General features: G+C 74.1%; 26 protein-coding genes. 9 read left to right on the forward strand and 17 right to left on the reverse strand.

Annotated features, from left to right (window positions below):
• Window positions 1-270 precede the first annotated feature (270 nt).
• Window positions 271-1,491 (forward strand): hypothetical protein, encoded by a 1,221-nt coding sequence (locus FHS34_RS18930; RefSeq protein ID WP_184966834.1) that lies wholly within the window; start codon window positions 271-273, stop codon window positions 1,489-1,491.
• Between the two features lie 325 nt (window positions 1,492-1,816).
• Here FHS34_RS18930 and FHS34_RS18935 read toward each other — a convergent pair whose 3' ends face one another.
• Both FHS34_RS18935 and FHS34_RS18940 read right to left on the reverse strand, forming a co-directional pair.
• Window positions 1,817-2,827, reverse strand: a complete 1,011-nt coding sequence (locus FHS34_RS18935; protein ID WP_184966836.1) for an alpha/beta hydrolase — start codon at window positions 2,825-2,827, stop codon at window positions 1,817-1,819.
• Between the two features lie 418 nt (window positions 2,828-3,245).
• The gene (locus tag FHS34_RS18940) at window positions 3,246-3,803 is read right to left on the reverse strand and encodes an NAD(P)H-dependent oxidoreductase (protein WP_184966838.1); all 558 of its coding nucleotides are present in this window, start codon (window positions 3,801-3,803) and stop codon (window positions 3,246-3,248) included.
• A gap of 99 nt (window positions 3,804-3,902) precedes the next feature.
• Between FHS34_RS18940 and FHS34_RS18945 the strand changes: the two genes are divergently transcribed.
• On the forward strand, window positions 3,903-4,592 hold the full coding sequence (locus tag FHS34_RS18945; RefSeq protein ID WP_184966840.1) for a TetR/AcrR family transcriptional regulator: 690 nt from the start codon (window positions 3,903-3,905) through the stop codon (window positions 4,590-4,592).
• Between the two features lie 22 nt (window positions 4,593-4,614).
• On the opposite strand, the gene FHS34_RS18950 is transcribed toward FHS34_RS18945, so the two are convergent.
• Both FHS34_RS18950 and FHS34_RS18955 read right to left on the reverse strand, forming a co-directional pair.
• Complete coding sequence (locus FHS34_RS18950; protein WP_184966842.1) at window positions 4,615-5,763, reverse strand: FAD-dependent oxidoreductase; 1,149 nt, start codon at window positions 5,761-5,763, stop codon at window positions 4,615-4,617.
• Window positions 5,760-6,440, reverse strand: a complete 681-nt coding sequence (locus FHS34_RS18955; protein ID WP_184966844.1) for a TetR/AcrR family transcriptional regulator — start codon at window positions 6,438-6,440, stop codon at window positions 5,760-5,762. Before FHS34_RS18955 ends, FHS34_RS18950 begins: the two co-directional genes overlap by 4 nt.
• Before the next feature lie 157 nt (window positions 6,441-6,597).
• On the opposite strand from FHS34_RS18955, the gene FHS34_RS18960 reads away from it, so the two are divergent.
• Window positions 6,598-7,611 carry a LacI family DNA-binding transcriptional regulator gene (locus FHS34_RS18960; RefSeq protein WP_184966846.1) on the forward strand — a complete coding sequence of 338 codons (1,014 nt, stop codon included), beginning with the start codon at window positions 6,598-6,600 and terminating at the stop codon, window positions 7,609-7,611.
• Between the two features lie 58 nt (window positions 7,612-7,669).
• Here FHS34_RS18960 and trxA read toward each other — a convergent pair whose 3' ends face one another.
• The gene (gene trxA, locus FHS34_RS18965) at window positions 7,670-8,047 is read right to left on the reverse strand and encodes a thioredoxin (protein ID WP_184966848.1); all 378 of its coding nucleotides are present in this window, start codon (window positions 8,045-8,047) and stop codon (window positions 7,670-7,672) included.
• A 140-nt stretch (window positions 8,048-8,187) separates the two neighbouring features.
• Between trxA and FHS34_RS18970 the strand changes: the two genes are divergently transcribed.
• The gene (locus tag FHS34_RS18970) at window positions 8,188-9,618 is read left to right on the forward strand and encodes a dihydrolipoyl dehydrogenase family protein (protein ID WP_184966850.1); all 1,431 of its coding nucleotides are present in this window, start codon (window positions 8,188-8,190) and stop codon (window positions 9,616-9,618) included.
• A gap of 8 nt (window positions 9,619-9,626) precedes the next feature.
• Here the strand turns inward: FHS34_RS18970 and FHS34_RS18975 are convergent, their stop codons facing one another.
• On the reverse strand, window positions 9,627-10,271 hold the full coding sequence (locus tag FHS34_RS18975) for a peptide deformylase (protein ID WP_184966852.1): 645 nt from the start codon (window positions 10,269-10,271) through the stop codon (window positions 9,627-9,629).
• A 273-nt stretch (window positions 10,272-10,544) separates the two neighbouring features.
• On the opposite strand from FHS34_RS18975, the gene FHS34_RS18980 reads away from it, so the two are divergent.
• Window positions 10,545-10,943 (forward strand): BlaI/MecI/CopY family transcriptional regulator, encoded by a 399-nt coding sequence (locus FHS34_RS18980; protein ID WP_184966854.1) that lies wholly within the window; start codon window positions 10,545-10,547, stop codon window positions 10,941-10,943.
• A gap of 280 nt (window positions 10,944-11,223) precedes the next feature.
• On the opposite strand, the gene FHS34_RS18985 is transcribed toward FHS34_RS18980, so the two are convergent.
• The 4 genes from FHS34_RS18985 to FHS34_RS19000 form a co-directional block, all read right to left on the reverse strand.
• Complete coding sequence (locus FHS34_RS18985; RefSeq protein ID WP_184966856.1) at window positions 11,224-11,583, reverse strand: tetratricopeptide repeat protein; 360 nt, start codon at window positions 11,581-11,583, stop codon at window positions 11,224-11,226.
• A 50-nt stretch (window positions 11,584-11,633) separates the two neighbouring features.
• Window positions 11,634-12,122 (reverse strand): MarR family winged helix-turn-helix transcriptional regulator, encoded by a 489-nt coding sequence (locus tag FHS34_RS18990; protein ID WP_184966858.1) that lies wholly within the window; start codon window positions 12,120-12,122, stop codon window positions 11,634-11,636.
• Window positions 12,123-12,196: 74 nt separating this feature from the next.
• Window positions 12,197-13,003, reverse strand: coding sequence for a cytochrome c oxidase assembly protein (locus FHS34_RS18995; RefSeq protein WP_184966860.1), 807 nt, complete (start codon window positions 13,001-13,003; stop codon window positions 12,197-12,199).
• A gap of 11 nt (window positions 13,004-13,014) precedes the next feature.
• The gene (locus FHS34_RS19000) at window positions 13,015-13,575 is read right to left on the reverse strand and encodes a DUF2243 domain-containing protein (protein WP_184966862.1); all 561 of its coding nucleotides are present in this window, start codon (window positions 13,573-13,575) and stop codon (window positions 13,015-13,017) included.
• Window positions 13,576-13,829: 254 nt separating this feature from the next.
• On the opposite strand from FHS34_RS19000, the gene FHS34_RS19005 reads away from it, so the two are divergent.
• Complete coding sequence (locus FHS34_RS19005; RefSeq protein WP_221509120.1) at window positions 13,830-14,552, forward strand: chaplin; 723 nt, start codon at window positions 13,830-13,832, stop codon at window positions 14,550-14,552.
• Between the two features lie 114 nt (window positions 14,553-14,666).
• Here FHS34_RS19005 and FHS34_RS19010 read toward each other — a convergent pair whose 3' ends face one another.
• Window positions 14,667-16,004 carry a hypothetical protein gene (locus tag FHS34_RS19010; protein WP_184966866.1) on the reverse strand — a complete coding sequence of 446 codons (1,338 nt, stop codon included), beginning with the start codon at window positions 16,002-16,004 and terminating at the stop codon, window positions 14,667-14,669.
• A 113-nt stretch (window positions 16,005-16,117) separates the two neighbouring features.
• On the opposite strand from FHS34_RS19010, the gene FHS34_RS19015 reads away from it, so the two are divergent.
• The gene (locus FHS34_RS19015) at window positions 16,118-17,353 is read left to right on the forward strand and encodes a molybdopterin-dependent oxidoreductase (RefSeq protein WP_184966868.1); all 1,236 of its coding nucleotides are present in this window, start codon (window positions 16,118-16,120) and stop codon (window positions 17,351-17,353) included.
• A 307-nt stretch (window positions 17,354-17,660) separates the two neighbouring features.
• Here FHS34_RS19015 and FHS34_RS19020 read toward each other — a convergent pair whose 3' ends face one another.
• The 3 genes from FHS34_RS19020 to FHS34_RS19030 are packed head-to-tail and all read right to left on the reverse strand — an operon-like array spanning window position 17,661 to window position 19,755.
• Window positions 17,661-18,419: a class I SAM-dependent methyltransferase gene (locus FHS34_RS19020; RefSeq protein ID WP_184966869.1), complete on the reverse strand. Its 759-nt coding sequence runs from the start codon at window positions 18,417-18,419 to the stop codon at window positions 17,661-17,663.
• On the reverse strand, window positions 18,416-19,045 hold the full coding sequence (locus FHS34_RS19025; RefSeq protein WP_184966872.1) for a TIGR04282 family arsenosugar biosynthesis glycosyltransferase: 630 nt from the start codon (window positions 19,043-19,045) through the stop codon (window positions 18,416-18,418). Before FHS34_RS19025 ends, FHS34_RS19020 begins: the two co-directional genes overlap by 4 nt.
• Window positions 19,042-19,755, reverse strand: coding sequence for a glycosyltransferase family 2 protein (locus FHS34_RS19030; RefSeq protein WP_372478579.1), 714 nt, complete (start codon window positions 19,753-19,755; stop codon window positions 19,042-19,044). Before FHS34_RS19030 ends, FHS34_RS19025 begins: the two co-directional genes overlap by 4 nt.
• Before the next feature lie 115 nt (window positions 19,756-19,870).
• On the opposite strand from FHS34_RS19030, the gene FHS34_RS19035 reads away from it, so the two are divergent.
• Together FHS34_RS19035 and FHS34_RS19040 are read left to right on the forward strand one after the other, a co-directional pair.
• Window positions 19,871-20,653, forward strand: a complete 783-nt coding sequence (locus tag FHS34_RS19035) for a response regulator transcription factor (RefSeq protein WP_184966874.1) — start codon at window positions 19,871-19,873, stop codon at window positions 20,651-20,653.
• Between the two features lies 1 nt (window position 20,654).
• Complete coding sequence (locus tag FHS34_RS19040; protein ID WP_184966876.1) at window positions 20,655-21,764, forward strand: sensor histidine kinase; 1,110 nt, start codon at window positions 20,655-20,657, stop codon at window positions 21,762-21,764.
• A 142-nt stretch (window positions 21,765-21,906) separates the two neighbouring features.
• On the opposite strand, the gene FHS34_RS19045 is transcribed toward FHS34_RS19040, so the two are convergent.
• The 3 genes from FHS34_RS19045 to FHS34_RS19055 form a co-directional block, all read right to left on the reverse strand.
• Window positions 21,907-22,896: an NAD-dependent epimerase/dehydratase family protein gene (locus FHS34_RS19045; protein ID WP_184966877.1), complete on the reverse strand. Its 990-nt coding sequence runs from the start codon at window positions 22,894-22,896 to the stop codon at window positions 21,907-21,909.
• Window positions 22,897-23,189: 293 nt separating this feature from the next.
• Window positions 23,190-24,107 carry an RNA polymerase sigma-70 factor gene (locus FHS34_RS19050; RefSeq protein WP_184966879.1) on the reverse strand — a complete coding sequence of 306 codons (918 nt, stop codon included), beginning with the start codon at window positions 24,105-24,107 and terminating at the stop codon, window positions 23,190-23,192.
• Between the two features lie 304 nt (window positions 24,108-24,411).
• A complete protein-coding gene (locus FHS34_RS19055) occupies window positions 24,412-25,626 on the reverse strand; it encodes a cytochrome P450 (protein ID WP_184966881.1) in 1,215 nt (404 codons plus the stop codon).
• Between the last annotated feature and the right edge of the window lie 426 nt (window positions 25,627-26,052).

Consider the following 26,052-nt stretch of genomic DNA (forward strand, 5'->3'; position numbering starts at 1 on the left):
GAGTCTCCGAGCGCGATGTCTACTGAACGGTAACGTCAGATGGGGTCCGTCGATACGTCTTTCACACAGGCCGCTGGGCCGACCGGCCGAACACGGATCGTGACGGCGTGGTGCACATCGGAACATGGTGCTCGGATGCCCGATGCGACACCAGGAGGTGATCATGTGACGACTCCCTCGAAGTCGGAAGAGCCTGAAAAAGAGTCTGGCTCCGGCTCGTCCGTGATGGTGCGACGGGGGATGCCTAGATCCCCATGCTTACGGGCGGAGATGGCAGGGGTCGTACTGGTTCTGCTCCTGACCGCGCTGCCGGTGGGCTGGTGGGGCCTCCTGTCTTTCAGCGAGGCTCTGACCTTCCCGAGTTGCGTCACCGGAGTGGCCCTCATGGTGGTGGCCCTCGTTATGCTCGTAGGCGTTTTCGCGGTCGTGGACTGCTGGGTACGAGGGCCCTTTTCCAACTTCGGGGTGATCGCGCTGATCAGTACCGGCGTGGCGTTCTTCACGAACATCGCGCTCCTGTTTTACACATGGAAGGACGGTGAGAAGATCCGCTACCCGGTACTGTTCGGCCTGCTCGTGCTGGCTTCGGTGTGGGCTGCCATCTCGGTGTGGCGGAGACTGGACGAAATTCCCGTTCCGAAGCGGGTGGCTATTGCGCTGATTGTTCCCACGATTGTGGCGGTCGCCAATTTCAGCTATCAGTACCTCTACCAGCCGTACCGGCGCGAAGCCGCTCCCCTCGTGCAGCTGGTCGTGGGCAAGGCGGTGCTCAGCGGCGACCGTAAGGCTTTCTCCGTGCCGATCGACATCAAGCTCGTGAACCGCAGTGATTTGAGTTTCTACGTGCTGGGTGCCGAGTTCCATGCCATGGGCGAGGACGTACGGCTGAGTCCGACGGACCTGCCACCCGTAAAATGGCGCAAGACTGTCGAGGAGTGGGCCAACGTACGGGAGAAGCACCCGCTGACCCGCAGGGAGGTCTATCAGCCCGGCCAGCTGGTGGCGGCACAGCAGTGGCTTCCGGCTGGAAACTGGGTCGAGACGAACGACGAGACGGTCGCGCGAACCGTCGTTGAGCTTCCGATCAATACGCCGTACGACAAGTTGGCGTTCTACGCCAGCGTGAACCTGGCGCGCAAGGACCGGATCGTAGTCGGAAAGTTCGGCAAGCCTAAATACTCCTGGCGGGGCATCAAGCTGCCGCAGTGGGTGAAGGACGGGCAGAAGCAGCAGGACACCATCGTCCAAACGGCCGAAGCGCAGGAAAACAGTGTGATCGATCGCTACACGAGGGAGCCCCGCCGCGTCACCACCTATTGGCGATTCGGCCAGCATGGCGTGGACGTGTCGCCGGTCATCGCGCGAAGGGGTGAGGAAGGGCGCGCACTTACCGAAAAGGCGAACCGCGAAGTGGTGAACCGCTACGGTATGATCGACGTGCTGGTGGGCCCCATCGAACAGACACTGTGGGACATCAAGAGTCAGCGCTGACCAGCCCCTCTGGTCGCAGCATCGGGCGTTCCGCCGCAGCGGCATGCGTAGGGGAGGTCGGCGGACGGTGTCAGGACTGGTACCCGTGTCCGTCGTACGAGGCGCCGCTGAAGCCGTGGATCAGACGGCTGTTGCCGAGCAGGAGCAGTCCCCGCGGCCTGCGTCGACGCCGCAGTAGTCGGAGAAACATCGCCTACCTCCATGGTCGGGCAGAAATAGTACATTTCAGCGTACTATGCATCGACCTGCCCGTAAAATGGAGCTTCGTCCACTCGGGCTCCCTGACAAGCGCGCTGATGTCGAGTCAGGTGCGCTGAGCTCGGCGTCACTTGTGTGCCTGGTGGTCCTGCGGGGCCCGCAACAGTCGCCTCAGCCAGTTCAGATGGGACGCGCGGGCCGTGCGGGACAGGGCCGCATGGGGGACGAAGCCGTCGAAGCCGTGGAAGCCGCCGGGCCAGACGTGGAGTTCGGCCACGCCACCGCACCGCCAGATGCGGGAGGCGTACTCCACCACCTCGTCGCGGAAGGTCTCGGCGGAGCCGACGTCCAGGAAGGCCGGGGGCAGGCCGGACAGGTCGGTCGCGCGGGCGGGGGCGGCGTAGGGGGAGACGTCGGGGCCGCCCCGGCGATCGCCGAGCAGCGCCGTCCAGCCGGTCTCGTTGGCGGTGCGGTCCCACGCGCCGACACCCGCCATCTGGTGGGCGGACACGGTGTCGTTGCGGTCGTCGAGCATCGGGTACATCAGGAGCTGGCCGATGACCGGCGGGCCCTGGCGGTCCCGCAGGAGGAGGGCGAGCGCCGCGGCCAGGCCGCCGCCGGCGCTGGCCCCCGTGATGATGATCCGGTCCGGGTCGCCGCCGATCTCCCCGGCGTGGCACGCCGTCCAGAGGAGACCGGCGTACACGTCGTCGATCGGTGCCGGGTGCGGGTGTTCGGGTGCGAGGCGGTACTCCACCGACACGACGACCGCGCCGAGCTCGTGCGCCCAGGCCAGCGGGCCGTCCACGCCGGCCCGGTTGTTGCCGACGACCATGCCGCCGCCGTGCACGTGGTAGATCACCGGCAGCGGGGTGGCAGGAGCGGCGGAGGTGGGGCGGCAGATGAGGAGGGAGACGTCCGGGGCGCCGTCCGGGCCCGGTACCGTACGGTCCTCCGCCTCGAAGGCGCCCCCCATCGTGACGTCGATCAGGTCGAGCAGTTCGAGTCCCGGGCCCTGCCGGACGGTGGTGATCTCGTCCGGGGTGAGCCCGGGCCTGAGCGCATCCTTGACCGGCTCCAGCGTGGCGGCGAGTTCCGGATCGAACGGGGGTGGTGGCGGGACCGGGACCGGGGGCATGGCTCCTCCTGACCTGACGCGTGCGGCGGTGCGTGCCGCGGTCCTTGTCACCCGTGCCGCTCGTTCGAGGCATGAGCGCCCGGCACGTGGCTGCCGCTCGTGCGGCCATGACCGCGTACCCCGCCGACGGCCGATCACCGACGGACGGCGGAAGGAGTTCGACGGCGGCGCCGAGGACCCGATGCCGGAGGCTCGCACCGGCCGCCCTCCCCGCCCGGCGGCTCGCGCCGGGCGTCGCCGCGGTGGTCCCGGGTCCGTGGCGGGCCGGGCCGCGCGGTGGACCCGGGGCCGGGCCGCGCCATGGGCCGGGAGTCTCGCGCGCAGGCGGTGGAGCGGCAGGCCGAATCCGGGTGGGCCGGGGCGGCATGCGGAAGGGGCCGCAGCCGTCAGGCTCCGGCCCCTTCGGGGTGCGCACGGGTCAGGCGGCCGCGCCCACGTTGCCGTGCAGACGGGCCACGACCTCGGTGAGCTGCGCGGCGACCTCGGCGTCGTCGACCGGGTGGGTCTCGGCGAAGCGGGTCACAGAGCCGGGGATGGACAGCTTGATGTCCTCGATCACCTTGCCGCCGGCGATGCCCACGGCCTTACGGGCCTCGTCCTGGGCCCACACGCCGCCGTACTGGCCGAAGGCGGTGCCGATCACGGCGACGGGCTTGCCGCCGAAGGCGCCGGCGCCGTACGGGCGGGACAGCCAGTCGATGGCGTTCTTCAGCACGGCCGGGATCGTGCCGTTGTACTCGGGCGAGAAGAGCAGGAAGGCGTCGGCGGCGCGGGCGGCCTCGCGCAGCGCCACCGCGGCGGCCGGGACGCTGCCCTCCACGTCGATGTCCTCGTTGTAGAACGGGATCTCGGCCAGGCCCTCGAACAGCTCGACCTCGGCGCCCTCCGGGGCGAGCTTCACGGCGGCCTCGGCGAGCTGACGGTTGTGCGAACCGGCGCGAAGGCTGCCGACGAGCGCGAGGATGCGAACAGACATGGGTGACTCCAAGGGGCTGAAACTCACTGTCACGATCCGGACCGAGGTCCGTTTAGATTTGTATCACTGCAAACGGACCGCGGTCCAGTTTTCTTCCCCGTGCTTTACGCTGTGTTCATGTCCAGCGCTCTGCCGCCCTTCCCCAAGCCGGAAGAACCCTTCGACGCCCCTCAGATGCTGGAAGTGGGCACGTCCTCCGACGAGCCGTGCCTGCGTGCCGACGCGGCGCGGAACCGGGCCCGGCTGCTGGAGGCCGCGGCCCGGCTGATCGCCGAGCAGGGGGTGGCCGGCGTGACGATGGAGGCGGTGGCCGCGGCGGCCCAGGTGGGCAAGGGCACCGTCTTCCGCCGCTTCGGTGACCGCACCGGGCTGCTGATGGCGCTGCTCGACCACTCGGCCAGGCAGTTGCAGGCCGACTTCCTCGGCGGCCCCCCGCCCCTGGGCCCCGGCGCGGCGCCCCTGGAGCGGCTGAGGGCGTTCGGCGTGGCGGTGCTGTACCGCTCGGCCGAGCAGCTGGATCTGCAGCTGGCCGCCCAGCCGGAGCCGACCCGCCGGTTCTCCCACCCCGCGGTCGGTTCGCTGCGCACGCACGTCACGATGCTGCTCCGGCAGATCGTGCCGGACGCCGACTGCGACCTGCTGGCCCACACGCTGCTGGCCTCGCTGGACCCGGCGCTGATCCATCATCTGACCCGGCAGTGCGGGATGCCCATGGAGCGGCTGGAGGCGGGCTGGCTCGACCTCGTCGCCCGGGTGACCGCGACGCCGCCGCCGGGCACCGGCCGGTAGATCACTCGTCCCGGCCGGTGGATCAGTTCTCCCGGCCGGTGAACATCTCCACCAGGCCCCGCGGGGTGTCCTCGCGGAACAGCAGGTCCTGGCTGCGGGCGGAGTCCCTGGCGGACGCCTCCGCGCGCGGGAACATCCGGGCCTCGTACGCGGCCAGCCCGGCCTCCGTGTCCCCGGGGTGCGCGGCCAGCGCGAGGCCCAGTTCGGCGCCGTCCAGCAGGGCCAGATTCGCGCCCTCGCCCGCGAAGGGTGACATCAGGTGGGCGGCGTCCCCGAGCAGGGTGACCCCGGGCACCCGGTCCCAGCGGTGGCCCGCCGGCAGGGCGTGGATCCGGCGCGGCACCAGCGCCCCGTCCGCGTCCGCGACCAGCGCCCGCAGACGCTCGTCCCAGCCGTCGAACTCCTTCAGTACGGCCGCCTTCGCCGCCTCGGTGTCGGTGAAGTCGATGCCGTCCAGCCAGTCCTCCGGCGCCGTCACGGCGGTGTACACGTGCAGGCTGCCGTCGGGTTCGCGGTGCGCGAGGAAGCCACGGCCGGGGCCGAGCGCGAAGAGCATGCCGCCGCCCACGACCTCCGCGCTCACCGGGTGCCGTTCGTCCGCGGCCGTCAGGTCCGTCTCCACGAACGACACGCCCGTGTACGCGGGCAGGGCGGCGGAGACCAGCGGGCGCACCCGCGACCAGGCGCCGTCCGCCCCGACCAGCACATCGGTGGTGAACTCGGTGCCGTCCGCGAGCGTCACCCGGTGCCGGCCGCCCTCCAGCGGGCGGGCGCCGGTGACCTTGGCGCCCCACCGGACGGTGCCCGCGGGCAGGGAGCCGAGCAGCAGGTCGCGCAGCTCGCCCCGGTCCGTCTCGGGGCGCCCGCCGGTGCCGTCGTCGGACTCCGCGAACCGGACGCTGCCGTCCCGGTCGAGGACGCGTACCGCCTGGCCGCCGCCGTGGACCCGGGCCAGGAACTCCTCGTGCAGGCCGGCGGCCCGCAGCGCCTCCTGGCCGGAGTCGTCGTGGATGTCGAGCATGCCTCCTTGCGTCCGTGCCCCGGGCGACGCGTCCAGGTCGAACACCGCGGCCCGGATGCCGTGCACGTGCAGCACACGGGCGAGGGTGAGCCCGCCGAGTCCCGCGCCGACGACGGCGACGGGGTGGTGGGGGAGGGAAGCGGTGGTCACGGGGCCTCCTGGCCTTCGGTCGGCACGACGGTCCGCTCGATGCCGTTGATCAGGGTCTGGAAGGCCCACGACAGGCGGGCCTCGGGGGTGCCGGACAACAGCGCGCCGGCGTCGGCGGCGATGTGCGGATGCGTCGCGGCGGGCGCCTCGCGCAGCGCCCGGACCAGCGCCTGCCAGGTGCCCGGCGAGTCCTCCCCGGCGTGTTCGGCGGCGGTCGCGGTGGCGTGCTGGAGCAGCAGGTCGACGCCCCAGGCCGCTTGCGCGCGCGGTACCCCGCCCGCATGGAACAGGTCCAGCAGGGTCTCGATCAGGCGCAGGTAGTGCGGGCCGCTCGGCCGGGCGGTCAGCGCCGAACGGGCCAGGGACGGGTGCTCCAGGAGCATCGCGGTGTAGCCGGTGAGCACCCGCTCCAGCCGCTCCCGCCAGCCGCCCTCATCCGGTGCGAGGCCGATCGTGCCGAGCAGCTCGTCCAGTACGGCCGCGTGCAGCTCGTCGGTGTTGCGCACGTACACGTACAGCGAGGCCGGGCCGGTGTCGAGCTCCTGGGCGAGCCGTCGCATGGTCACCTTGCGCAGCCCTTCCGTGCGCAGGATCGCGACGGCGGCGGCGACGATGCCCTCCCGGGTGAGGGCGGGCTTGGCGGGGCGCTCCCGGCGGGAACGGGGGGCTTCGGTCATGCCTCGAGGATAGCGAACATGTTCGTTACGAACAAGTTCGGCACGAACATGTTCCTCCTGGTGGGGGAGTGAGCCTCAGAACCGAAAAACGCACGGGCTTCGTCGAATTCTGAACCACCGCGCCCCGCCCGCCCCCGGCCCCCGGCCCTCTGCCAAGATGCGGTCTGTCATGGTGCAGATACCGAACACGCCCACGAGCGCCGACGTGGCCCGCCTGGCCGGCGTCTCGCGCGCGACCGTCTCCTACGTCCTCAACAACACCGACGCGGTACGGATCAGTGAGGCGACCCGCCTGCGCGTGCGCGAGGCCGCCCGGGAACTGGGGTACGTCCCGCACGCCGCCGCCCGCAGCCTGCGCGCCGGACACAGCCGCCTGGTCCTGATGCCCGCCCCGGCCATCCCGGTCGGCCACCTCTACAGCAGGTTCCTCAACGAACTCCAGTGGGCCCTCGGCCGTCTCGACTACACCGTCGTCCAGTACGGCAGCGTGGGCCTGCAGGGGGACGAGGCCGCCCGTGCCTGGGCCGAGCTGCGGCCCGTCGCCGTCCTGGTGCCCGGCGCCGGCCTCGGCCCCCAGGGCGTCGCCGTCCTCAAGCGCTCCGGCGCCCGGGCCGTGGTCACCGTCGGCCCCGGCCGCGTCGAGGGAGCGCACGCCCTGCTGATGGACCACGACGCCGTCGGACACTGCGCGGGCGCCCATCTGTACGCCCGGGGCCGCCGGCGGATCGGTGTGGTCGTACCGCGGGAGCCGGGGCTGGAGGACTACGCGCTGCCCCGGCTCGCCGGGGTGCGGGAGGCGCTGCGCGGCACGGACGCCACCGTGACGGAACTGCCGCTCGCCTACACCGAGGAGTCCGCCGCCGCACTGGCCGCCCGCTGGCCCGGACCGGACCTGGACGCGGTGTTCGCCTACAACGACGAGTACGCGATGCTGCTGATGCGCGCCCTGCAGGACGAGGGCGTACGCGTCCCCGAGGACGTCGCCCTGATCGGCGCCGACGACCTGATGCTCGGACGGCTGCTGCGGCCCCGGCTCAGCACGGTCCACATCGAACTGCCCTCCGGCCGCGACCTCGCCGGACTGGTCGACCGCGCGGTGCGCGACCCCGGCGGGGAGCCCGAGGTGCACACCGTGCTCGGGGCCTCGGTGGTGCGGCGCGAGTCCAGCTGAAGCGGCCCCGGGCGTCACCGCCGGACCGGGCCTCACCGCCCCGGTCCGGCGTCGTGGGTCACTGCTGCGTCTGGCCCTCCTGGGCGGCGATGCTCTTGCGCACCTCGTCCATGTCCAGCTTGCGGGCCTGCCCGATGAGGTCCTCCAGGGCCGGCGCCGGCAGGGCGCCCGGCTGGGCGTAGACCGCGACCTGGTCACGGACGATCATCAGCGTCGGGATCGACGAGATACCGAAGGCCGCGGCCAGCTCCGGCTGCGCCTCCGTGTCGACCTTGCCGAACACCAGGTCCGGGTTCTCCTCGGCGGCCTTCTCATACACGGGGGCGAACTGCCGGCACGGTCCGCACCAGGACGCCCAGAAGTCGATGAGAACGAACTCGTTCTCGGAGACCAACTGGTCGAAGTTCTCCTTGGTCAGCTCCACGGTGCTGCTCATGGCGTGATTCCCTCTTCCTGGTGTGGGGTGTGCCGACGGCGGAAACACGGCCGCCGGGCCGCCTATTCCACCCGTGCACGCCTGTGTGCCGCGCGCGTACCCATGTGGCCAGGGCGCACACCACCCACCAGACTGACCCCATGACGGAAACGGAATCCATCGCGTACGACGTCGTGGTGATCGGGGGCGGGCCGGTGGGGGAGAACGTCGCCGACCGCACCCGCGCGGCCGGCCTGACCACCGCGGTCGTGGAGAGCGAACTGCTCGGCGGCGAGTGCTCGTACTGGGCCTGCATGCCCAGCAAGGCCCTGCTCCGGCCGGTGATCGCCCAGGCCGACGCCCGACGCCTGCCCGGCCTCACCCGGGCCGTCCAGGGCCCGCTCGACACCCCGGCCGTGCTGGCCCGCAGGGACGACTTCACCTCCCACTGGAAGGACGACGGCCAGGTCGCCTGGCTGGAGGGCACCGGCGCCGACCTGTACCGCGGTGCCGGACGCCTGGCGGGCCCCCGCACCGTCACCGTCACCGGTCCCGACGGCACGGTCACCAACCTCACCGCCCGGCACGCCGTCGCCGTCTCCACCGGCACCCGCGCCCTGCTGCCCGACCTGCCCGGACTCGCCGAGGTGAAGCCCTGGACCAGCCGCGAGGCGACGAGCGCCGAGACCGCCCCCGGCCGGCTGATCGTCGTCGGCGGCGGTGTCGTCGCCACCGAGATGGCCACCGCCTGGCAGGCCCTCGGCTCCCGGGTCACCCTGCTGGTCCGCGGCAAGGGCCTGCTGAACCGCATGGAGCCGTTCGCGGGGGAGCTGGTCGCCGAGGCCATGGCCGAAGCCGGCGTCGACATCCGGACCGGCACCTCCGTGGAGTCCGTGACCCGCGAGAACGGCACGGTCGTGGCCGTCACCTCCGCCGGCGACCGCATCGAGGCGGACGAGATCCTCTTCGCCACCGGCCGCGTCCCGCACACCGACGACCTCGGCCTGGAGACCGTCGGCCTGGAACCCGGCTCCTGGCTGGACGTCGACGACAGCCTCCGCGTCAACGGCACCGACTGGCTGTACGCGGTCGGCGACGTCAACCACCGGGCCCTCCTCACCCATCAGGGCAAGTACCAGGCCCGCATCGCGGGAGCCGCCATCGCCGCCCGCGCCGCCGGCAGCCCCCTCCTGGACGAACCCTGGGGCGCCCACGCCGCCACCGCCGACCACGACGCCGTGCCCCAGGTCGTCTTCACCGACCCGGAGGCCGCCGCGGTCGGACTCTCCCTCGCCGAGGCAGAGCAGGCCGGCCACCGCGTCCGCGCCGTGGACGTCGAGTTCTCCTCCGTCGCCGGGGCCGGTCTGTACGGCGACGGCTACAAGGGCCGCGCCCGTATGGTCGTGGACCTGGAGGACGAGATCCTGCGCGGGGTCACTTTCGTCGGCCCCGGCGTCGGCGAACTCATCCACTCGGCCACCGTCGCGGTCGCCGTCCGCGTCCCCGTCAGCCGGCTGTGGCACGCCGTACCGTCGTACCCGACCCTCAGCGAGGTGTGGCTGCGGCTGCTGGAGGCCTACCGGGACAACTGAGCTCCCGTCTACGGCAGTTCGAAGCCGAGGGCCGCGGCCGCCGCCTCCGGGGCCGGCTGGGCCCACAGGGCCGCCACCGCCTCGTTGGTCGACAGCGAGCGCAGCTCCGCCCGGTCCAGGTACAGCGTGCCGTCGAGGTGGTCCGTCTCGTGCTGCACGATCCGTGCGGGCCAGCCGGTGAACACCTCGTCCAGCGGGCGGCCGTGCTCGTCCTCGCCGCGCAGCCGCACCTCGGCGTGCCGGGCCACCACCGCCTGCCAGCCCGGCACGCTCAGGCAGCCCTCGAAAAAGGCGGCCCGGGCGGTGCCGGCCGGCTCGTACACCGGGTTGACCAGCACCCGGAACGGCTGCGGGACACGGCCCCGGGCCACCGCCACCTCCTCCGGCACCGGCGCCGGGTCCTCGATGACCGCGATCCTGAGCGGCACCCCGACCTGCGGCGCGGCGAGGCCGACCCCGGGGGCCGCGTGCATGGTGGTGCGCAGTGCCTCGACGAACCGGGCCAGCAGCGCGGCGCCGAGCTGGCCGTCGTACGGCTCGGTGCCGCGCCGCAGCACGGGCCGGCCGGCCGCGACGATGGGCAAGGGGCCGCCGGCGGCGAGGAGTTCCTCGACCCGCTCGGCGAGCGGTGTGTCATCACGGGGAGGTGCCATCGCGTCAGCATGCCACGCCCACCGGCCGCCCCCGGCGGTACAGCTCACCAACACCCCGGGGTAACCGGCCCCCTTCGCCGTCCGGCCACCTGCCCGGGACCGACCGCGCCCCCGCGGCCCCTTCCCGGCGGACCACAGTCGGCCGACGGCCGGTTCGCCGCGGAACCGGCCGGTGTCGTACCGGCCCGGGCGGCGGGGCCGCGGGAGTGGCGTGGGTGTGAAGTAGCGTGGAACGGCGGGTGAGCGAGCGCGGGACGACGGGGGGAGCCGGGGATGGCACGGGACGGCGGCCGGGCCCGGCGGCGCGGCCGGGGCGAGCTGGAGGGGCAGGTGCTCGGCGCGCTGCGCGAGGCGGAGGGGCCGGTCACCGCGGGCTGGGTGCGGGAGCGCCTCGGCGGCGACCTCGCCTACACCACCGTCGTCACCATCCTGACCCGGCTGCTCGCCAAGGGCGTCGTCTCCCGCGAGCGGCGGGGCCGGTCCTTCCGGTGGACGCCCACGGCCGACGTGGCCCGGCTCGCCGCCCTGCGCATGCGCCGCCTGCTGGACGCGGAACGGGACCGCGAGTCGGTCCTGGCCAGCTTCGTCACCGCGCTTCCGCCCGGTGACGAGCAGGTGCTCCGGGCCCTGCTCGCCATCCCGCACACGGACCCCGGCGCCACGGAACGCTGACCGCCCGTCACCACCGCCGCCACCACCGCCGTCACCTCGCCCCGCAGTCGGCCGCCCAGGCCAAGCCCCTCTCCGCATCCGCCGCGCGCGGCGGCCCTGTCGTCGCCCGGCCCCGCCGGGCGCCGCCACCGGGGGCGCTGGTGTCCGCGATGCCGTCGGCGCACTCGGCCGTCGTTCCGATCCTGATCGGGGACGGGCCTGCGCGGCCCCCCGCGACCGCGAGGGACGCATGCGAGGGGCCCGGCCCCCCGTACGGGGGACCGGGCCGGAAACGTACGGTTCACTCCTCGGGGAAGTCACCCGCGAGCGCCGAGGCGATCCGCAGGTGCCGCTCCGCCTCCTCGTGCCGGGCCTGCCGCTGGAGCGTACGGCCCAGCATCAGCCGGGCGTAGTGCTCCACCGGGTCCCGCTCCACGATGGTCCGCAGCTCGGCCTCGGCGCGGCGCAGCTGGGCCGAGTGGTAGTAGGCGCGGGCCAGCAGCAGCCGGGGCCCGGTCTGCTCCGGCACCTCCTGGACCAGCCCGTCCAGCACCCGCGCCGCGCCCGCGTAGTCCTTCGCGTCGAAGAACAGCCGCGCGCGCTCCCAGCGCTCGGCGGCGGTGCCGTGCTCGTAGTACGTGGTCTCCTGTCGCGTCTCCACTCGTGACCTCCTTCGGACGCCACAACGGAACGCAGTGGTTCAATATTCCACTACTTGAGCGGGGCGGGGTCGTCGGTGGTGCCGAACGGGTCGAGCGGCGCGTCGAGCAGGGCAGTCAGCTCCCGGGTGAACTCCTGGGCGCGCGGGCTGTCGGGGCCGCCGAGAGGGGCCAGCAGCTGGCGCAGCAGCCCCTGGACGACGTCGATCGCCTTCCGGGTGGTCTCAAGGCCCCGCTCGGTGAGGGCGAGCTGGACCGCGCGCGGGTCGGCCGGGTCCCGGGTGCGTTCGAGCAGGCCGGCCGACTCCAGGGCGCGGGCCAGCTTGGAGACGTACAGGGCCTCCAGGCCGGTGTGGTCGGCGAGACGGCGCTGGCTGGGGCGCAGCCCGGAGCGCTGCATGCCGTACAGCGACCCCAGCAGTGAGTACTGCGCGTGGGTCAGCCCGAGCGGAGCCACCGCACGGTCCACCGCGACCCGCCACTTCGTCGACAGCCGCCACACCAGGAAGCCGGGCGTGGCGCCTTCGGAGAGGTTGCTCATGGCGAATACGGTACATGGGTATTGTGTCCATGGCTGCTATCGGCGCCGTCCGCCCGCCGGCCCGCCCGGCAGAACTACCGGGCCGGCAGCGCGGCCGGTGCCGCCGGCCCGCGGCGCACGGGACGCCAGGTGGCCACGAGCGCTGCCGCCAGGAGCAGTTCGGCGATGTCACCGCCGTAGTACATGATCTCCGCGCCGCCCCGCACCTCGGTGACGGGAGCGCGGATGTCCACCCAGAATCCGCCGTACATCAGCTGCGCGGTGACCGCGTGCACCGCGATGGCACAGCCCAGACAGACCAGCCGGGCGGGCACGCCGGGCCGGCCGGGGGCCGGGTCGGGCCCCGCGACGGAGTGCGCGAACAGGCACCCCGACAGCAGGAAGTGCGCATGCAGCAGCCAGTGTGCGGCCGGACGGTCCATGGCGCTCTCGTAGAGCGGCGTGAAATACAGGACCGGCAGGCTGCCGGCCGACAGCGCCAGGGCGACGGCCGGGTGCGCGAGCAGACGCGCCGGGCGGCTGTGCAGCAGGCCGGTGAGCCGGCGGGCGCGGGCCGCGGGGAGGGTGCGCAGCAGGAGGGTGACCGGGGCGCCGAGCACGAGGGCGAGCGGCGCGTACATCCCGATGAGCATGTGCTGGGCCATGTGACCGCGGAAGTCGTGGTGCGCGAAGGGCGCTACGGGGGGCAGCAGCGCCGCCGCCAGCAGGGCGACGCCTCCGCAGAAGGCGACGGTCCGCCGGCGGTGCCAGGGCCGCGCCGGATTGCGGCGGCGTGCCGCGCGCGCCAGCAGCAGATAGCCGCCTGTGCACACCAGCAGCGCAAGGACCGGCAGCAGCACCTCCGCCACGCCGCCGCCCTGCTGATGGGGGAGGTGGGACATGTGGTGGTCCATCAGCCGGCGTGTCCGTCGCGTCCGGCGTCGGAGGGGGCCGGGGCGCGGACGCGTCCGCCGCGCTGCAGCAGCCACCCGCCGGCCAGCAGCAGCGCGCCGAGGGCGAGGAAGCCGAGGTCCCACCACACCTGGTACGGCCCGCCGTGCACATGGTGGATGCCCAGGACGTGATGGTCCAGGACGCCCTCCACGAGGTTGAACAGGCCCCAGCCGGCCAGGATCCACCCCCACAGCACCCGTGAGGCCCAGACCCGGCGCCGGTCCGTGGTCACCCGGGCGTACAGGACGGCGAGGCCGGTGAGGACGGCCAGCCAGCAGACGGTGTGGAACACGCCGTCCCACACGGTGTTCATCCGCAGCCCGGAGACGCTGTGCGGATCGTAGTACTTCAGCCCGATGTGGTCGTGGTTCGTGCTGGTGAGCATGTGGTGCCACTGCAGGAGCTGGTGCAGGAGGATCCCGTCGGCGAAGCCCCCGAGTCCCACGCCCAGAAGGATTCCGGGCAGTTGCAGACTGGCGGGCGCCGTGTCGGCCCTGAAGTCTCGTACGGTGGTTGCCATCGCTCCTCGTCTCGGTCGTTTCCCGGATCGATCGGTTCCGGCTGCGGTTGCCCTCCCGAGAGCTATCAGTTGTCCGGCTCCACCGCTGCGGCACGCTCGGCCATCTGTACGGGGCGGTACGGACCCGCCCGGCGTGTGGACCCGCCCCTCTTGCCAGGCAAACGGATGAAAAACCATAACTTGTTGGGTTTCGCATGCGTTTTGCCGAACGCGGGTGAGTGCCCGCGACCGTGTCTGGAAGGGCAGGGAACCCCATGAAACGGGCTACCCGAAACAGTGTGATCGCCATTGCCGTCGCCTCTGGTGCGATGGCCGTCGCGGCGCCGGTGTACGCCGACTCCGCCGCCGAAGGTTCCGCGAGCGGATCGCCCGGGCTGATCTCCGGCAACGACATCCAGTTGCCGGTGCATCTCCCGGTGAGCGTGTGCGGGAACACCGTGAACGTGGTCGGTCTGCTCAACCCCGCGGCGGGCAACCGCTGCGCCAATACGGACGGCGACAGCGGGAAGGCCGCCGCCAAGGAGGGGGCCACGGCTTCGGGTGGGGCCAAGGCGGTGGGCGCCGCACAGGGCTCACCGGGCGTCGTCTCCGGCAACGGCATCCAGCTCCCGGTCGATCTGCCCGTCAACGTCAGCGGCAACTCCGTCAACGTGGTGGGCGCGCTCAACCCCGTCTTCGGCAACCAGTCCGTGAACACCTCGGACGACCACCCCGAGGCGCCCAAGACGCCCTCGCCGGAACCGACCACGCCGCAACCGCCCACGCGGGTCACGCCACCGGTCCGCCACCTCCCGCCCGCGACGCACCCGGCGCCCAAGCCGTCCCCCGTCGTCGTCCGGCAGCGGACGACCGGCGCACTGGCCAGCACCGGAGCGGACAACACCTGGGCGGCGGCCGCCGCGAGCATGGCCTCGCTGATGGGCGGAGCGGTGCTGTACCGCCGCTTCCGCTCACGGCCGGCCGGCCGGCAGGGCTGATCCGCGACACCGCACGGCCCGGCCGGCCCGGTCCCGACGAGGGACCGCCGGCCGGACCGCGCGGGGCGACTCGGCCGGGAGCGCGCGGCATGACGCGGCCGGGAACGCCTGGGCTCACCACCCGGTGATCAGCAGATGGTTCAGCGCCAGGGCGAGCACCGTCTGCGCGGTGAGCCAGACGCGCGGCCGGGGCAGCAGCGCGCAGGCCGGGAGCAGCCACATCGCGAACGGCAGCCAGATGCGCTCCGTCTCGGCCTTGCTCATCCCGGACAGGTCGGCGGCCAGCAGCGCCAGCAGCGCCGCCGCCACCAGCAGAGCGAGCCGGACCTCGGCGCGGGGAGCCGTCCGGCGGCGGGCCGGCACGGCGCCGGCCCGCCGCAGCCCCGCCACCGTGGCCACACCGGTGAGCAGCACCGAGCAGGCCAGATTGGCCCACACCCAGTAGCCGTACGGGCGGACGCCGCCCACGCCCTCGTAGTAACGCGTGACCAGCAGCCGGTACCCCTCCCACCAGTCGAACCCGGAGAGCGTGAACGCCACCGGGACGACCGCCGCCCCGGCCAGGAACAGCACCGGCAGCAGCACCGGACGCTCCCGCACCCGGCGCCGCCCCAGCACCAGCACCGCCACGCCGATCAGCGCGAAGAGCGTGAGGCCGTACGAGAGATAGCAGGTCAGGCCGAACAGCAGCCCGCTGCCCGCCGCCCAGGCCACGGACCGCCCGGTGACCGCGAGGGCCAGCAGCGCCACGGACCAGGCGGCGACCGCCGCGAAGTACCCGTCGGCCGAGGCCCCCACCCAGACGGCGGCCGGGGCCGCCACCAGGAACGGCGCCGCCCGCCGGGCCAGCCGCTCGTCGGCCAGGGCCCGTACCGCCACCAGCACCGCCACACAGGCGGTCGCGCCCACGGTGATGCACCAGGCGCCGGCCCAGCCGCCGCCGCGCAGGCCGATCCGGTCCAGGAGGACGAAGGTGAGGGTGGCCGCCGGCGGGTGCCCGGCGATGTGCGCGGGCCAGGGCGCGGGGGCGCCGCTGACGATGTGATGGGTGAAGTCGCGCAGGGTGGCCGGGATGTCGTGGAAGCGGCCGATGACCGTGAGGTACTCGTTGCGGGTGGTCAGCCGGCCCGCCACACCCCGCCGCCAGCCGTCGACCAGCGCCAGCGACCAGGTCCACGCCAGCGCCGTCGCCCAGGCCGTCAGGAGCAGCCCCCGCCACGGCAGCCGCGCGGCGACGGACGGCCCGTAGGCCACCACGGCCACCGCCACCAGCACCGCGGCCGGCGTGCCCGGGCCCAGGTGCGGGTCCCAGACCGCGAACAGCGGCGGCCAGCGGACGAACAGGGTGCGACGGGTGTCCTGGATGTGCCGGCCGACCAGCACGGCGGCGAGGACGAGCAGGACGGCCGCCGAGGCGGCACTGAGATCGGCATATCGGCTACGGGGGGTCACACCGGAACGCTAGGGCGCCGACCGGACCGACGAGTGCACCGACGGCCTGACGTCAGACTTTCGTCACGGGTCGCGCATCCCTTCCGGGGGCACTCCCGGCCTACCGTCTGATCATGCGGAACGACGACCCCCGGCTTCCCTCCTCGCCCGGCTTCTGGCGCAGCCCCCTGCGCGGCACCGGGTTCACCTCGGTGCTCGGCCTCGTGCTGCTCGTCGGCATCACCGTGCTGTTCGTGACGGGCCTGGTGTCCTACGCCGCCTACAACCCGGACCTCTCCCCGGTGAACGACCAGACCCCGGACAAGGGGATCCTCGGCTTCTACCTCTTCGCCTGGCCGACCGACCCGCACTGGCTGTACCGGTTCACCCAGGGCCTGCACGTCACCCTCGGCATCACCCTGATCCCGATTCTGCTGGCCAAGCTGTGGTCGGTCGTGCCCAGGCTGTTCGCCCTGCCCCCGGCCCGCTCCCTCGCCCACGCCCTGGAGCGGCTCTCCCTGTTGCTGCTGGTCGGCGGCGGACTGTTCGAGTTCACCACCGGCGTCCTCAACGTCCAGCTCGCCTACGTCTTTCCCGGCTCCTTCTACCCGCTGCACTTCTACGGCGCCTGGGTGTTCTTCGCCGCGTTCGTGGCACACGCGGTGCTGAAGGTGCCGGCCGCCCTGCGCGCCGTCCGCCGGCCGGGGCGGGAACAGGGTGATCTGGTGTCGCCCCGGCCCGGTCCGCCCACCGTCTCCCGGCGCGGGGCGCTGTGGTTCGTCGGCGGCGCCTCGCTGCTGTTCTTCGCCACGACCGTCGGACAGAGCATCGGGGGCGTGCTGCGGCGCACCGCCCTCCTCGCACCGCACGGCGGAGCCGACCCGGGCGGCGGACCGAACGGCTTCCAGATCAACAAGACGGCCGCGTACGCCGGGATCGACACCCGGGAGACCGGCGCGGAGGCCTGGCGGCTCGTTGTCACCGGGCGCGGCGGAACCGTCCGCCTGAGCCGCGCCCAGCTGCTCCGCATGCCGCTGCACAGCTCGGCGCTGCCCATCGCCTGCGTCGAGGGCTGGTCCACCGCGGACCAGTGGTGGCGCGGGGTGCGGCTGCGCGACCTCGCGGCGCTCGTCGGCCACGACGGCGACCCGCCGGACCTCTTCGTGGAGTCGCTCCAGCGGCACGGCGCCTTCCGCCGCGCCGCCCTGCGCGCCAACCAGGTGGCCGACCCCCGCTCCCTGCTCGCCCTGTACGTCAACGGCGAGGCGCTGTCCCCCGACCACGGCTACCCGGCGCGGATCATCGTGCCCGCCGCCCCCGGTGTGCTCAACACCAAATGGGTGGCCCGGCTGACCTTCGGAGACCTGTGATGCGCACGCGCCCGCCGCTCGGCAGCCCCTTGCAGATCCTGCTGCTCGCCTGCTCGTTCGCGCTCGCCGGCTATGCCGGGGTGCGGCTGTTCGCGGACGACTGGCGCGGCGTCGCGCTGTGGCTGGTGGGGGCGGCCCTGCTGCACGACCTCGTGCTGCTGCCGCTGTACACGCTGGCCGACCGCGCGGTCGTGGGCGGGCTGGGCGGACGCCGGGCGTGGGTGATGTACGTCCGCGTTCCCGCCGCCCTCTGCGCGCTGCTCCTGCTGGTGTGGTTCCCGCTGATCAGCGGGATGATGGAGGAGCGCTACCGGTCCGCCACCGGGATGTCGACGGACGGCTTCCTCGCCCGCTGGCTGCTGATCACCGCGGTGCTGTTCGGCGGCTCGGCGCTGCTGCTGGCGCTGCGACTGCGCAGGGCGACGAAACGGCGCGCGCCGGCCGTCCACTGACCGTCGGTGCGCCAGCCCGCCCGGGCCGCGTACCGCAGCAGGGCCGGGGTCCCCAGCCGCGCCCAGGGGAAGGCGCCACCGCCGCCCGTCCCCGGGCCGGCGCCGTCGACTACCTGCACCTCCAGCCGTTCGTCCACGTCCACCGCGACCGTCTCGGCGATCAACAGGCCGCCGGGGCACAGGAGTCGGGCCACCCGGTCCAGCAGGGCGCGCGGATCGCCGCCGATGCCGAGGTTGCCGTCCATCAGCAGGACGGTGCCCCAGCGTCCCGCGCCGGGCAGCGGCTCGAACACCGAGCGCCGCAGGGCCTGGCCGCCGAGCCGCCCGGTGTGCTCGACGGCCGCCTCGCTCACGTCGATCCCGAGGACGGTACGGCCCCGGGCGGCCAGTTCCGCCACCAGCCGGCCCGGTCCGCAGCCGACGTCGAGCACGGCGCCCTCGCACCGGTCCAGCACCGCCCGGTCCACCGGGTCCGCCCTCGCGCACCACCGCTCGACCTCCAGGGGCAGCAGCCATCCGTCGCCGCGCCGCAGGAACAGCGGGCCGCGCCCGGTGCGCAGGGCGGCGGCATAGGGGTCGGCCGCGGCCCAGGCGACGGCCGGCGGCGTGCTCATCGTCCGGTCCCCTTCCCGGTGCGCGCGCCGCACCCGGCCAGCCGGGCGGCGAACCGGCCGTGCGGCGCCAGGGCGGCGACCGCCGCCGCGTCGGCCGCGGTGTCCACGTCCCGCAGCCGGGGCAGATCGCGCACCCGCAGCCCCGCGGCCACCAGCCGCCGCCGCTGGACGGCGCCTGTTCGGGGGGTCGACATGGGCACGCCCCGCAGCAGCGCCGGGTCGGGCCGGGCCAGCCCCAGCGCCCAGAAACCGCCGTCCTCCGCCGGGCCGAAGCAGGCGTCGTATCCGGCGAAGTCCACGGTGAGCAGCTCCGGGGTCACCTGCGGGGTGTCCATCCCGATGAGCAGGGCGGGTCCGTCGCACCGCGCGAACGCGTCGGCCAGCCGCAGGTCCAGACCGCCCGCGCACTGCGGTACGACGTCGAATCCGGCCGGCAGCCAGGGGCCGGGCGTTCCGTCGAGCACCAGGACGCGCCGGCCGGCGGGGGCGGCCGCCACGGCGTCCAGGGTGTCGGCGAGCGCCGCCTCCGCGAGCGCGGCCGCCTCGGCGGGGCTGAACGGCGGGGTGAGCCGCGTCTTGACCCGCCCCGGCAGCGGTTCCTTGGCGATGACGAGCAGCGTGGTCACCGTGCGGCCCTCCCGCCGGCCGGCGGCTCGGCCAGCACGTGGCTCATGTCCCGGACCGCCTGCCAGGTGCCGCGCCAGGTGCCCGTCACCTTGGAGGTGCCGGTGCGCGGCAGATACGGCACGTCGTGCTCCGTGATCCGCCAGCCCGCGTCGGCGGCCCGCACCACCATCTGCAGCGGGTAGCCGCTGCGCCGGTCGCTGAGACCGAGCGCGAGCAGCGGCTCCCGGCGGGCGGCGCGCAGCGGGCCGAGGTCGTGCAGGCGCAGTCCGGTACGGCGGCGCAGCAGCCGCGCGAGCGCGAGGTTCCCGGCCCGGGCGTGCGCGGGCCAGGCCCCGCGGGCCCGCGCCCGCCGCCGCCCCAGGACCAGATCGGCCCCGCCGTCGAGGACTTCCCGCACGAACGGGACGAGGAGCGCGGGGTCGAGCGAGGCGTCGCAGTCGCAGAAGCAGACGATGTCGGCGGTGGCGGCGGTCAGCCCGGCGTGGCAGGCGGCCCCGAAGCCGCGGCGCGGCTCGTGGACGACGGTCGCGCCGAGGGCTCGGGCGATGTCGGCCGAACCGTCGGTGGAGCCGTTGTCGACCACGAGGGCGCGCCAGCCCGCCGGGATCCGGGCGAGTACCCAGGGCAGGGCCTCGGCCTCGTCGAGGCAGGGGAGGACCACGTCCACGCCCGGCGGTGATGATGGTGTCGAGGGGATCACGGCGTTCACCCTACGAACGGCAAGCGGGCATATCGGACTCCCGCTCCTTACGAAACGCGGACGTCGGGGCCGGGGCCCGGTTCCGGGTGCGACACCCGCGGCGGCCCGGTGCGAGGCTGGACGCATGCAGCAGCCGCACGTGCCCACGCCGGGCAGAGCCACCGACGCGACCGCGCCCGCCGGCGCGGAACCCGCGGTGCCGCCCGCCCCCGAAGCCGCCAGGGTCCTGGTCGTCGACGACGACGCGACCGTCGCCGAGGTCGTCGCCGGATACCTCGGCCGCGCCGGTTACGCCGTCGAACGGGCGGCCGACGGCCCCACGGCGCTCACCCGCGCCGCCGCCCGTTGGCCGGACCTGGTGGTGCTCGACCTGATGCTGCCCGGCATGGACGGCCTGGAGGTCTGCCGGCGGCTGCGCGCCCGGGCCCCCGTCCCCGTGGTCATGCTCACCGCCCGCGGCGACGAGGACGACCGGATCCTGGGCCTGGAGGTCGGTGCCGACGACTACGTGACCAAGCCGTTCAGCCCCCGCGAACTGGTCCTGCGGGTGCGGTCGGTGCTGCGCCGCACGCTCCCCGCCGCGGACCCCCGCCCGCTGGCCGCGGCCGGCCTCGCCGTCGACCCCGGCGCCCGCCGCGCCACCCGCAACGGCACGGAACTCGCCCTCACGCTCCGGGAGTTCGACCTCCTGGCCTTCTTCCTCGGGCACCCGGGGAAGGTGTTCAGCCGGGAGGACCTGATGCGTGAGGTGTGGGGCTGGGAATTCGGCGACCTCTCCACGGTCACGGTCCACGTCCGCCGGCTGCGCGGCAAGGTCGAGGACGACCCGGCCCGGCCGCGTCTGATCCAGACCGTGTGGGGCGTCGGCTACCGCTTCGGCCCGAGCGGCCGGGAAGAGACGGGCTGACATGCGCGACACCCTGCTCATCGCCCTGTACGCCTTCGCCGGGGCCGCCGTCACGGGCCTGGCGGGGGCCGCCGCGCTGCGGCTGCTGCGGCGCCGCTCGCTCACCGTGTCCCTCGCCGTGGTCGCGGCGGTCGGCGTCGGGGGTGTGCTCACGGGCACCCTCGCGGTCGCGTGGGCGATGTTCCTGTCCCCGCACGACCTGACGGTGGTGACGACGGTCGTCGCGATGGCGGCCGTGGTCTCCCTGGTGACCGCGCTGATACTGGGCCGCTGGGTCGTCGCCCGCAGCCGCGAACTCGCCATGGCGGCCCGCTCGTTCGGCGACGGCGGTGACTTCGCCGCGCCCGCGGCGCCGGCCACCGCCGAACTGGCCGAGGTGAGCCGCGAGCTGGCGGCCACCAGTGCCCGGCTCGCCGAGTCCCGGGAACGCGAACGCATGCTGGAGACCTCACGCCGGGAACTCGTCGCCTGGATCTCCCACGACCTGCGCACCCCGCTCGCCGGTCTGCGCGCCATGGCCGAGGCCCTGGAGGACGGCGTCGCCGACGACCCCGACCGCTATCTGAAGCAGATCCGCGCCGAGGTGGAGCGCCTCGACGGCATGGTCGGCGACCTCTTCGAACTCTCCCGCATCCACGCCGGCACCCTTCCGCTGAGCCCGTCCCGGATCTCCCTCTACGACCTCGTCGGCGACGCCCTCGCCGGAGCCGGTCCGCTCGCGCGCGCCCACGGCGTGCGGCTGGTCGGCGACCGGGTGGCGCCGGTACCGGTCGAGGTCGACGCCAAGGAGATGAGCCGCGTCCTGGGCAATCTGCTGGTCAACGCGATCCGCCGGACACCCGCCGACGGCACGGTCGCCGTCGTCGCCGAGCGCTCGCCGGACGGTGTCGTCCTCTCCGTGACGGACGGCTGCGGCGGCATCCCCGAGGAGGACCTGCCCCGCGTCTTCGACACCGGCTGGCGCGGCACCGACGCCCGCACCCCGCCGGCCGGCGCGGGCCTGGGCCTCGCCATCGTGCGCGGGATCGTCGAGGCCCACCAGGGCCGGGCCAGCGTGCGCAACATCCCCGGCGGCTGCCGCTTCGAGGTCACGCTGCCCACGGCACCGTAGCCCCGTCGGCCGAGAGCGTCGAGCCACCGCGTCCGCCCCGCGATCCCCGGCCCCTGGTTTCCCGCCGGGCCGGGTGAGGGGCAGGCCGTGGACGTGTGCTTTCGGCTCCCTGATCCCGGCCCCGGTTTCCCGCCGGGCCCGGTCAGCGGCAGGCCGCGAACTCGCGCATTCCCTCCGCGAATCCGACCTCCGGCTTCCAGCCCAGCTCGGCCCGCAGCCGGGAGGAGTCGGCGGTGATGTGCCGTACGTCGCCCAGCCGGTACTCCGCGGTGACGACGGGCGCCGGCCCGCCGTGGGCGTCAGCCAGCGCGCGGGCCATCTCCCCGACGGTGTGCGGCTCGCCGCTGCCGGTGTTGTACGCGGTGAGCGCGCCCGGAGCGGACCCCGCCCGCAGCGCCGCGACGTTGGCCGCGGCCACGTCCCGGACGTGCACGAAGTCCCGGCGCTGCCGCCCGTCCTCGAACACGCGGGGCGCCTCGCCCCGGGCGAGCGCGGACCGGAAGAAGGAGGCGACGCCCGCGTAGGGGGTGTCCCGGGGCATCCGGGGCCCGTACACGTTGTGGTAGCGCAGCGAGACAGCGGAGCCGCCCGTCGACCGGGCCCAGGCGGCGGCCAGGTGCTCCTGGGCGAGCTTGGTCGTGGCGTACACGTTGCGCGGATCGGCCGGCGCGTCCTCGCCCACCAGGCCGGGGGCGAGTTCGGCGCCGCACACCGGACACCTCGGCTCGAACCGTCCGGCCTCCAGATCGGCGACCGCCCGCGGTCCCGGTCGCACGACGCCGTCGCGCGGACAGGCGTACCGCCCCTCCCCGTACACGACCATCGACCCGGCCAGCACGAGGTGCCGTACGCCCGCGCCGGCCATTGCGGCGAGCAGTACGGCGGTCCCCAGGTCGTTGCGGGAGACGTACTCCGCGGCGTCCCCGAACCCCGTGCCGAGCCCGACCATCGCGGCCTGATGGCAGACGGCGTCCACGCCGGCCAGGGCCCGCGCCACGGCCTCGGGGTCGCGGACGTCGGCGGCGGGGTCCGCGCGCACGTCGAACACGACCGGCTCGTGCCCGGACGCCGTCAGCGCCTCGACCACATGGGAGCCGATGAACCCGGCACCGCCGGTGACCAGTACTCGCATACGCCCACGCTAGGCCCGCCCCGGCGGCGGACCGGAAGGGCGCGCCCGCACGTCACGACTCCGTAAGACCTGGCGCGTTCGCGCCGCGTCCCGGGCCGGCGGGGCGGGCCCACTGAGGGACGGGGCGCCGCCGACGGACAGGGCCGACGAGGGACAGGGCCCGGCGCGGGAGAGGCCCGGGCGTGGGACACGGGTCGCGACGGGCAGGTCCGGGCGTGGGACAGGGGACCCGCGAGGGACAGGCCACGGCGTGGGACAAGGGGCCCGTGGGGGACCGGTCCGGAGCGGTCGGATCAGCGGCTCAGGACCGTCTCGCGTTCCATGCGCGACAGCTTCTCGGGGTTGCGGACCGCGTAGAGGCCGGTGACACGGCCGTCGGCGATGTGCACCGCCACGACGGTGTCGACCCTTCCGCCGAGCCGGAGGACCAGCGCCGGATAGCCGTTGACCTGGGCCGGCCGCAGCGCCCCCGCCCCGAACCTGCTCAACCCGGCGGCCAGCGGGGCCACTTGCCCGGCCCCCACGATGGGCTCCTGGGCGGCCTGGGCGACGCCGCCCCCGTCGCCCAGGAAGACGACGTCGGGCGCGAGGAGATCGAGCAGGCCCCGCAGATCGCCCGTCTCGACCGCCTGCCGGAACGCCCCCAGCACGGCGCGGGTCTCGGCCGCGGAGACGGCCCCCCGAGGCCGGCGCGCCGCGACGTGGGCACGTGCCCGGTGGGTGATCTGGCGGACCGCGGCCTGGCTCTTGCCGACCGCTTCGGCGATCTCCTCGTACTCCAGGCCGAACACCTCGCGCAGCACGAACACCGCCCGTTCGGTCGGCGCGAGCGTCTCCAGGACCAGCAGCATCGCCATCGAGACACTGTCGGCCAGCTCGACGTCCTCGGCCACGTCCGGGGCGGTCAGCAGCGGCTCCGGCAGCCAGGGGCCGACGTACGCCTCCCTGCGCCGGGACAGCGTACGCAGCCGGGCCAGCGCCTGACGCGTGGTGATCCGGACCAGGTACGCCCGCCGGTTGCGCACCGCCTCCTGGTCGACGTCCGCCCACCGCAGCCAGGTCTCCTGCAGCACGTCCTCGGCGTCGGCGGCCGAACCGAGCATCTCGTAGGCCACGGTGAACAGCAGGTTGCGATGGGCGACGAACGCCTCGGTGGCGCGGTCCACACGGTTCCCGGGCGGTCCGGCCACGTCCGTCTCGTGCTCGCTCATGCCTGGCTCCCGCCTGCTCGCTCCCGACCTGGTCACACCCACGAGATGCCGGTGCCCGGCGCCGTGTGACACCCCCGACCGGTGGCGTACGTCACAGTGCGGGCGGCCGGCCCTCATGATCGTCGGGCTGGCGCGATGGCTGAGGCCGAGAGCACGGCGGGCGCCGGGACGGGCATCGACGGCGGCGGCCGGTCCAGAACCCGCCCGTGGGCAAGCCGCCGGCCGTACTCACCGGCGCCCGGAGAACTGTCCCCAGGCGCCGTGCGAACGGTACGGCCGACGGGTCGTCATGCGAGTACGGGGGTCACCAGACGGCCGGCAGGCGCAGCGGGAAGCGGCGGATGGTCCCGGTGTCCCACCGGACGTCCTCGGGGGCGACGGCGAGGCGCAGGCCGGGGAAGCGGGTCAGCAGGCCGGTGACCGCGCTGTCCAGCTCCGCCCGCGCGAGCGGAGCGGCCAGGCAGTGGTGCCCGCCCCAGCCGAACGTCATGTGCGGGTGCACCGGCCGTTCCAGGTCGAGCGTGTGCGGGTCGGGGAAGACCGCCGGGTCGCGGTTGGCCGCCAGGTAGGACACGTGCACGTAGTCACCCGCGCTGATGGCGGTTCCCTCGATCTCCGCGTCCTCCAGCGCGATCCGCGGGATGCCCACACCCTTGCGGAACGGGATGAACCGCAGCAGCTCCTCCAGCGCGCCGGGGAGCCGGCCGGGGTCGCGCGCCAGTGCGGCACGGTCCTCGGGCCGGGTCAGCAGCAGATAGGCGATGTTGCTGATCTGGCAGGTCGCCGTGTCGTTGCCGCTGAGGATGAGCGTCACGGCCAGGACCGCCAGCTCGTCGTCGCTCAGCGGCTCCTCGCCCTCCGGCACCGGGGCCGCGGCCAGCGCGCTGAGCAGGTCCTCGCCCGGTGCGACGCGCCGGTCCGGGACCAGCTTGGCGAAGTAGGACCGCAGCTCGGCCTTGGCGTCGGCCGCGTCCTGCCGGGCGTCGGGCGAGGTGGCCAGGAGCCGCATGGTGAGCGTGCGCAGATGGTCGCGGTCGTCCTCGGGGACGGCGAGCAGCTCGCAGATCGTCAGGTGGGGGAGCGGCACCGACAGATGGGTCACCAGGTCCGCGGGCGGTCCCGTCTCCGCCATCGCCGTGAGCAGCCCGGCCACCACCCTGTCCACCGCCGGCCGCATGCCCGCCACCCGCTCCCGGGTGAACGCCTGGGCCGCCACGTGCCGCAGCCGGGTGGCGTGCGGCGGGTCCGTCACATTGATCGATTCCGGTGACACGATGGGCTCGGGCGTCATCCTCGGATAGTCCCGCCCGACGATCGCCGCCCGGCTGAATCTCGGGTCGCACGTCACCTGACGCACTCCGGCGAAACTGGTCACCAGCCACGCCTCGGCCTCACCGTAGGGCAGCCGGATCCGGCTGACCGGGCCGCGCCCCGCCAGCGAGGCCAGCGAGGGGTCGAACTCCAGCGCGTCGGCGAAGTCGAAGGGGCAGACGGGCACAACCGGGTCCTGGAACGACATACAGCCTCCTCAGTGCGCAGCGTCGTCGCGGCCCGCATGGGCCGGCGTTGTCCCGGGCGGCCGGGGTGGCCGCGGCCGACGGGATGGCGGCACCGGACAACGCCGCCCGGGCGCCCCGCACCCACCGAGCCGAGGACGCCGCCGACCGGACCCCGGTCGGGCCGGCCGGCCCGGCACGAGAGCCGGGCAGTGCCACCTCGCCCCGCACCTCGTTCACTATGCGGTACGGCGACCGCTCCCGCAGCCCAGCGGCCCCGGGCGACCGGCCGGTGCCGTCGGCGACAACCGGCCCGCGCGTGCGGCACGGTCGCTCCGCACGGTTCCGGGGGCCGTTACGGCGTTCGGGTGAGCCGGTCCGGCCCCGGTGCGGCTTCGCCGGCCGTCCCCGCGGACGGGGACCGTGACCGGCCCCGGCGGATCCGGGCC

It is taken from the genome of Streptomyces echinatus (assembly GCF_014203595.1).
Taxonomy (GTDB): domain Bacteria; phylum Actinomycetota; class Actinomycetes; order Streptomycetales; family Streptomycetaceae; genus Streptomyces; species Streptomyces echinatus.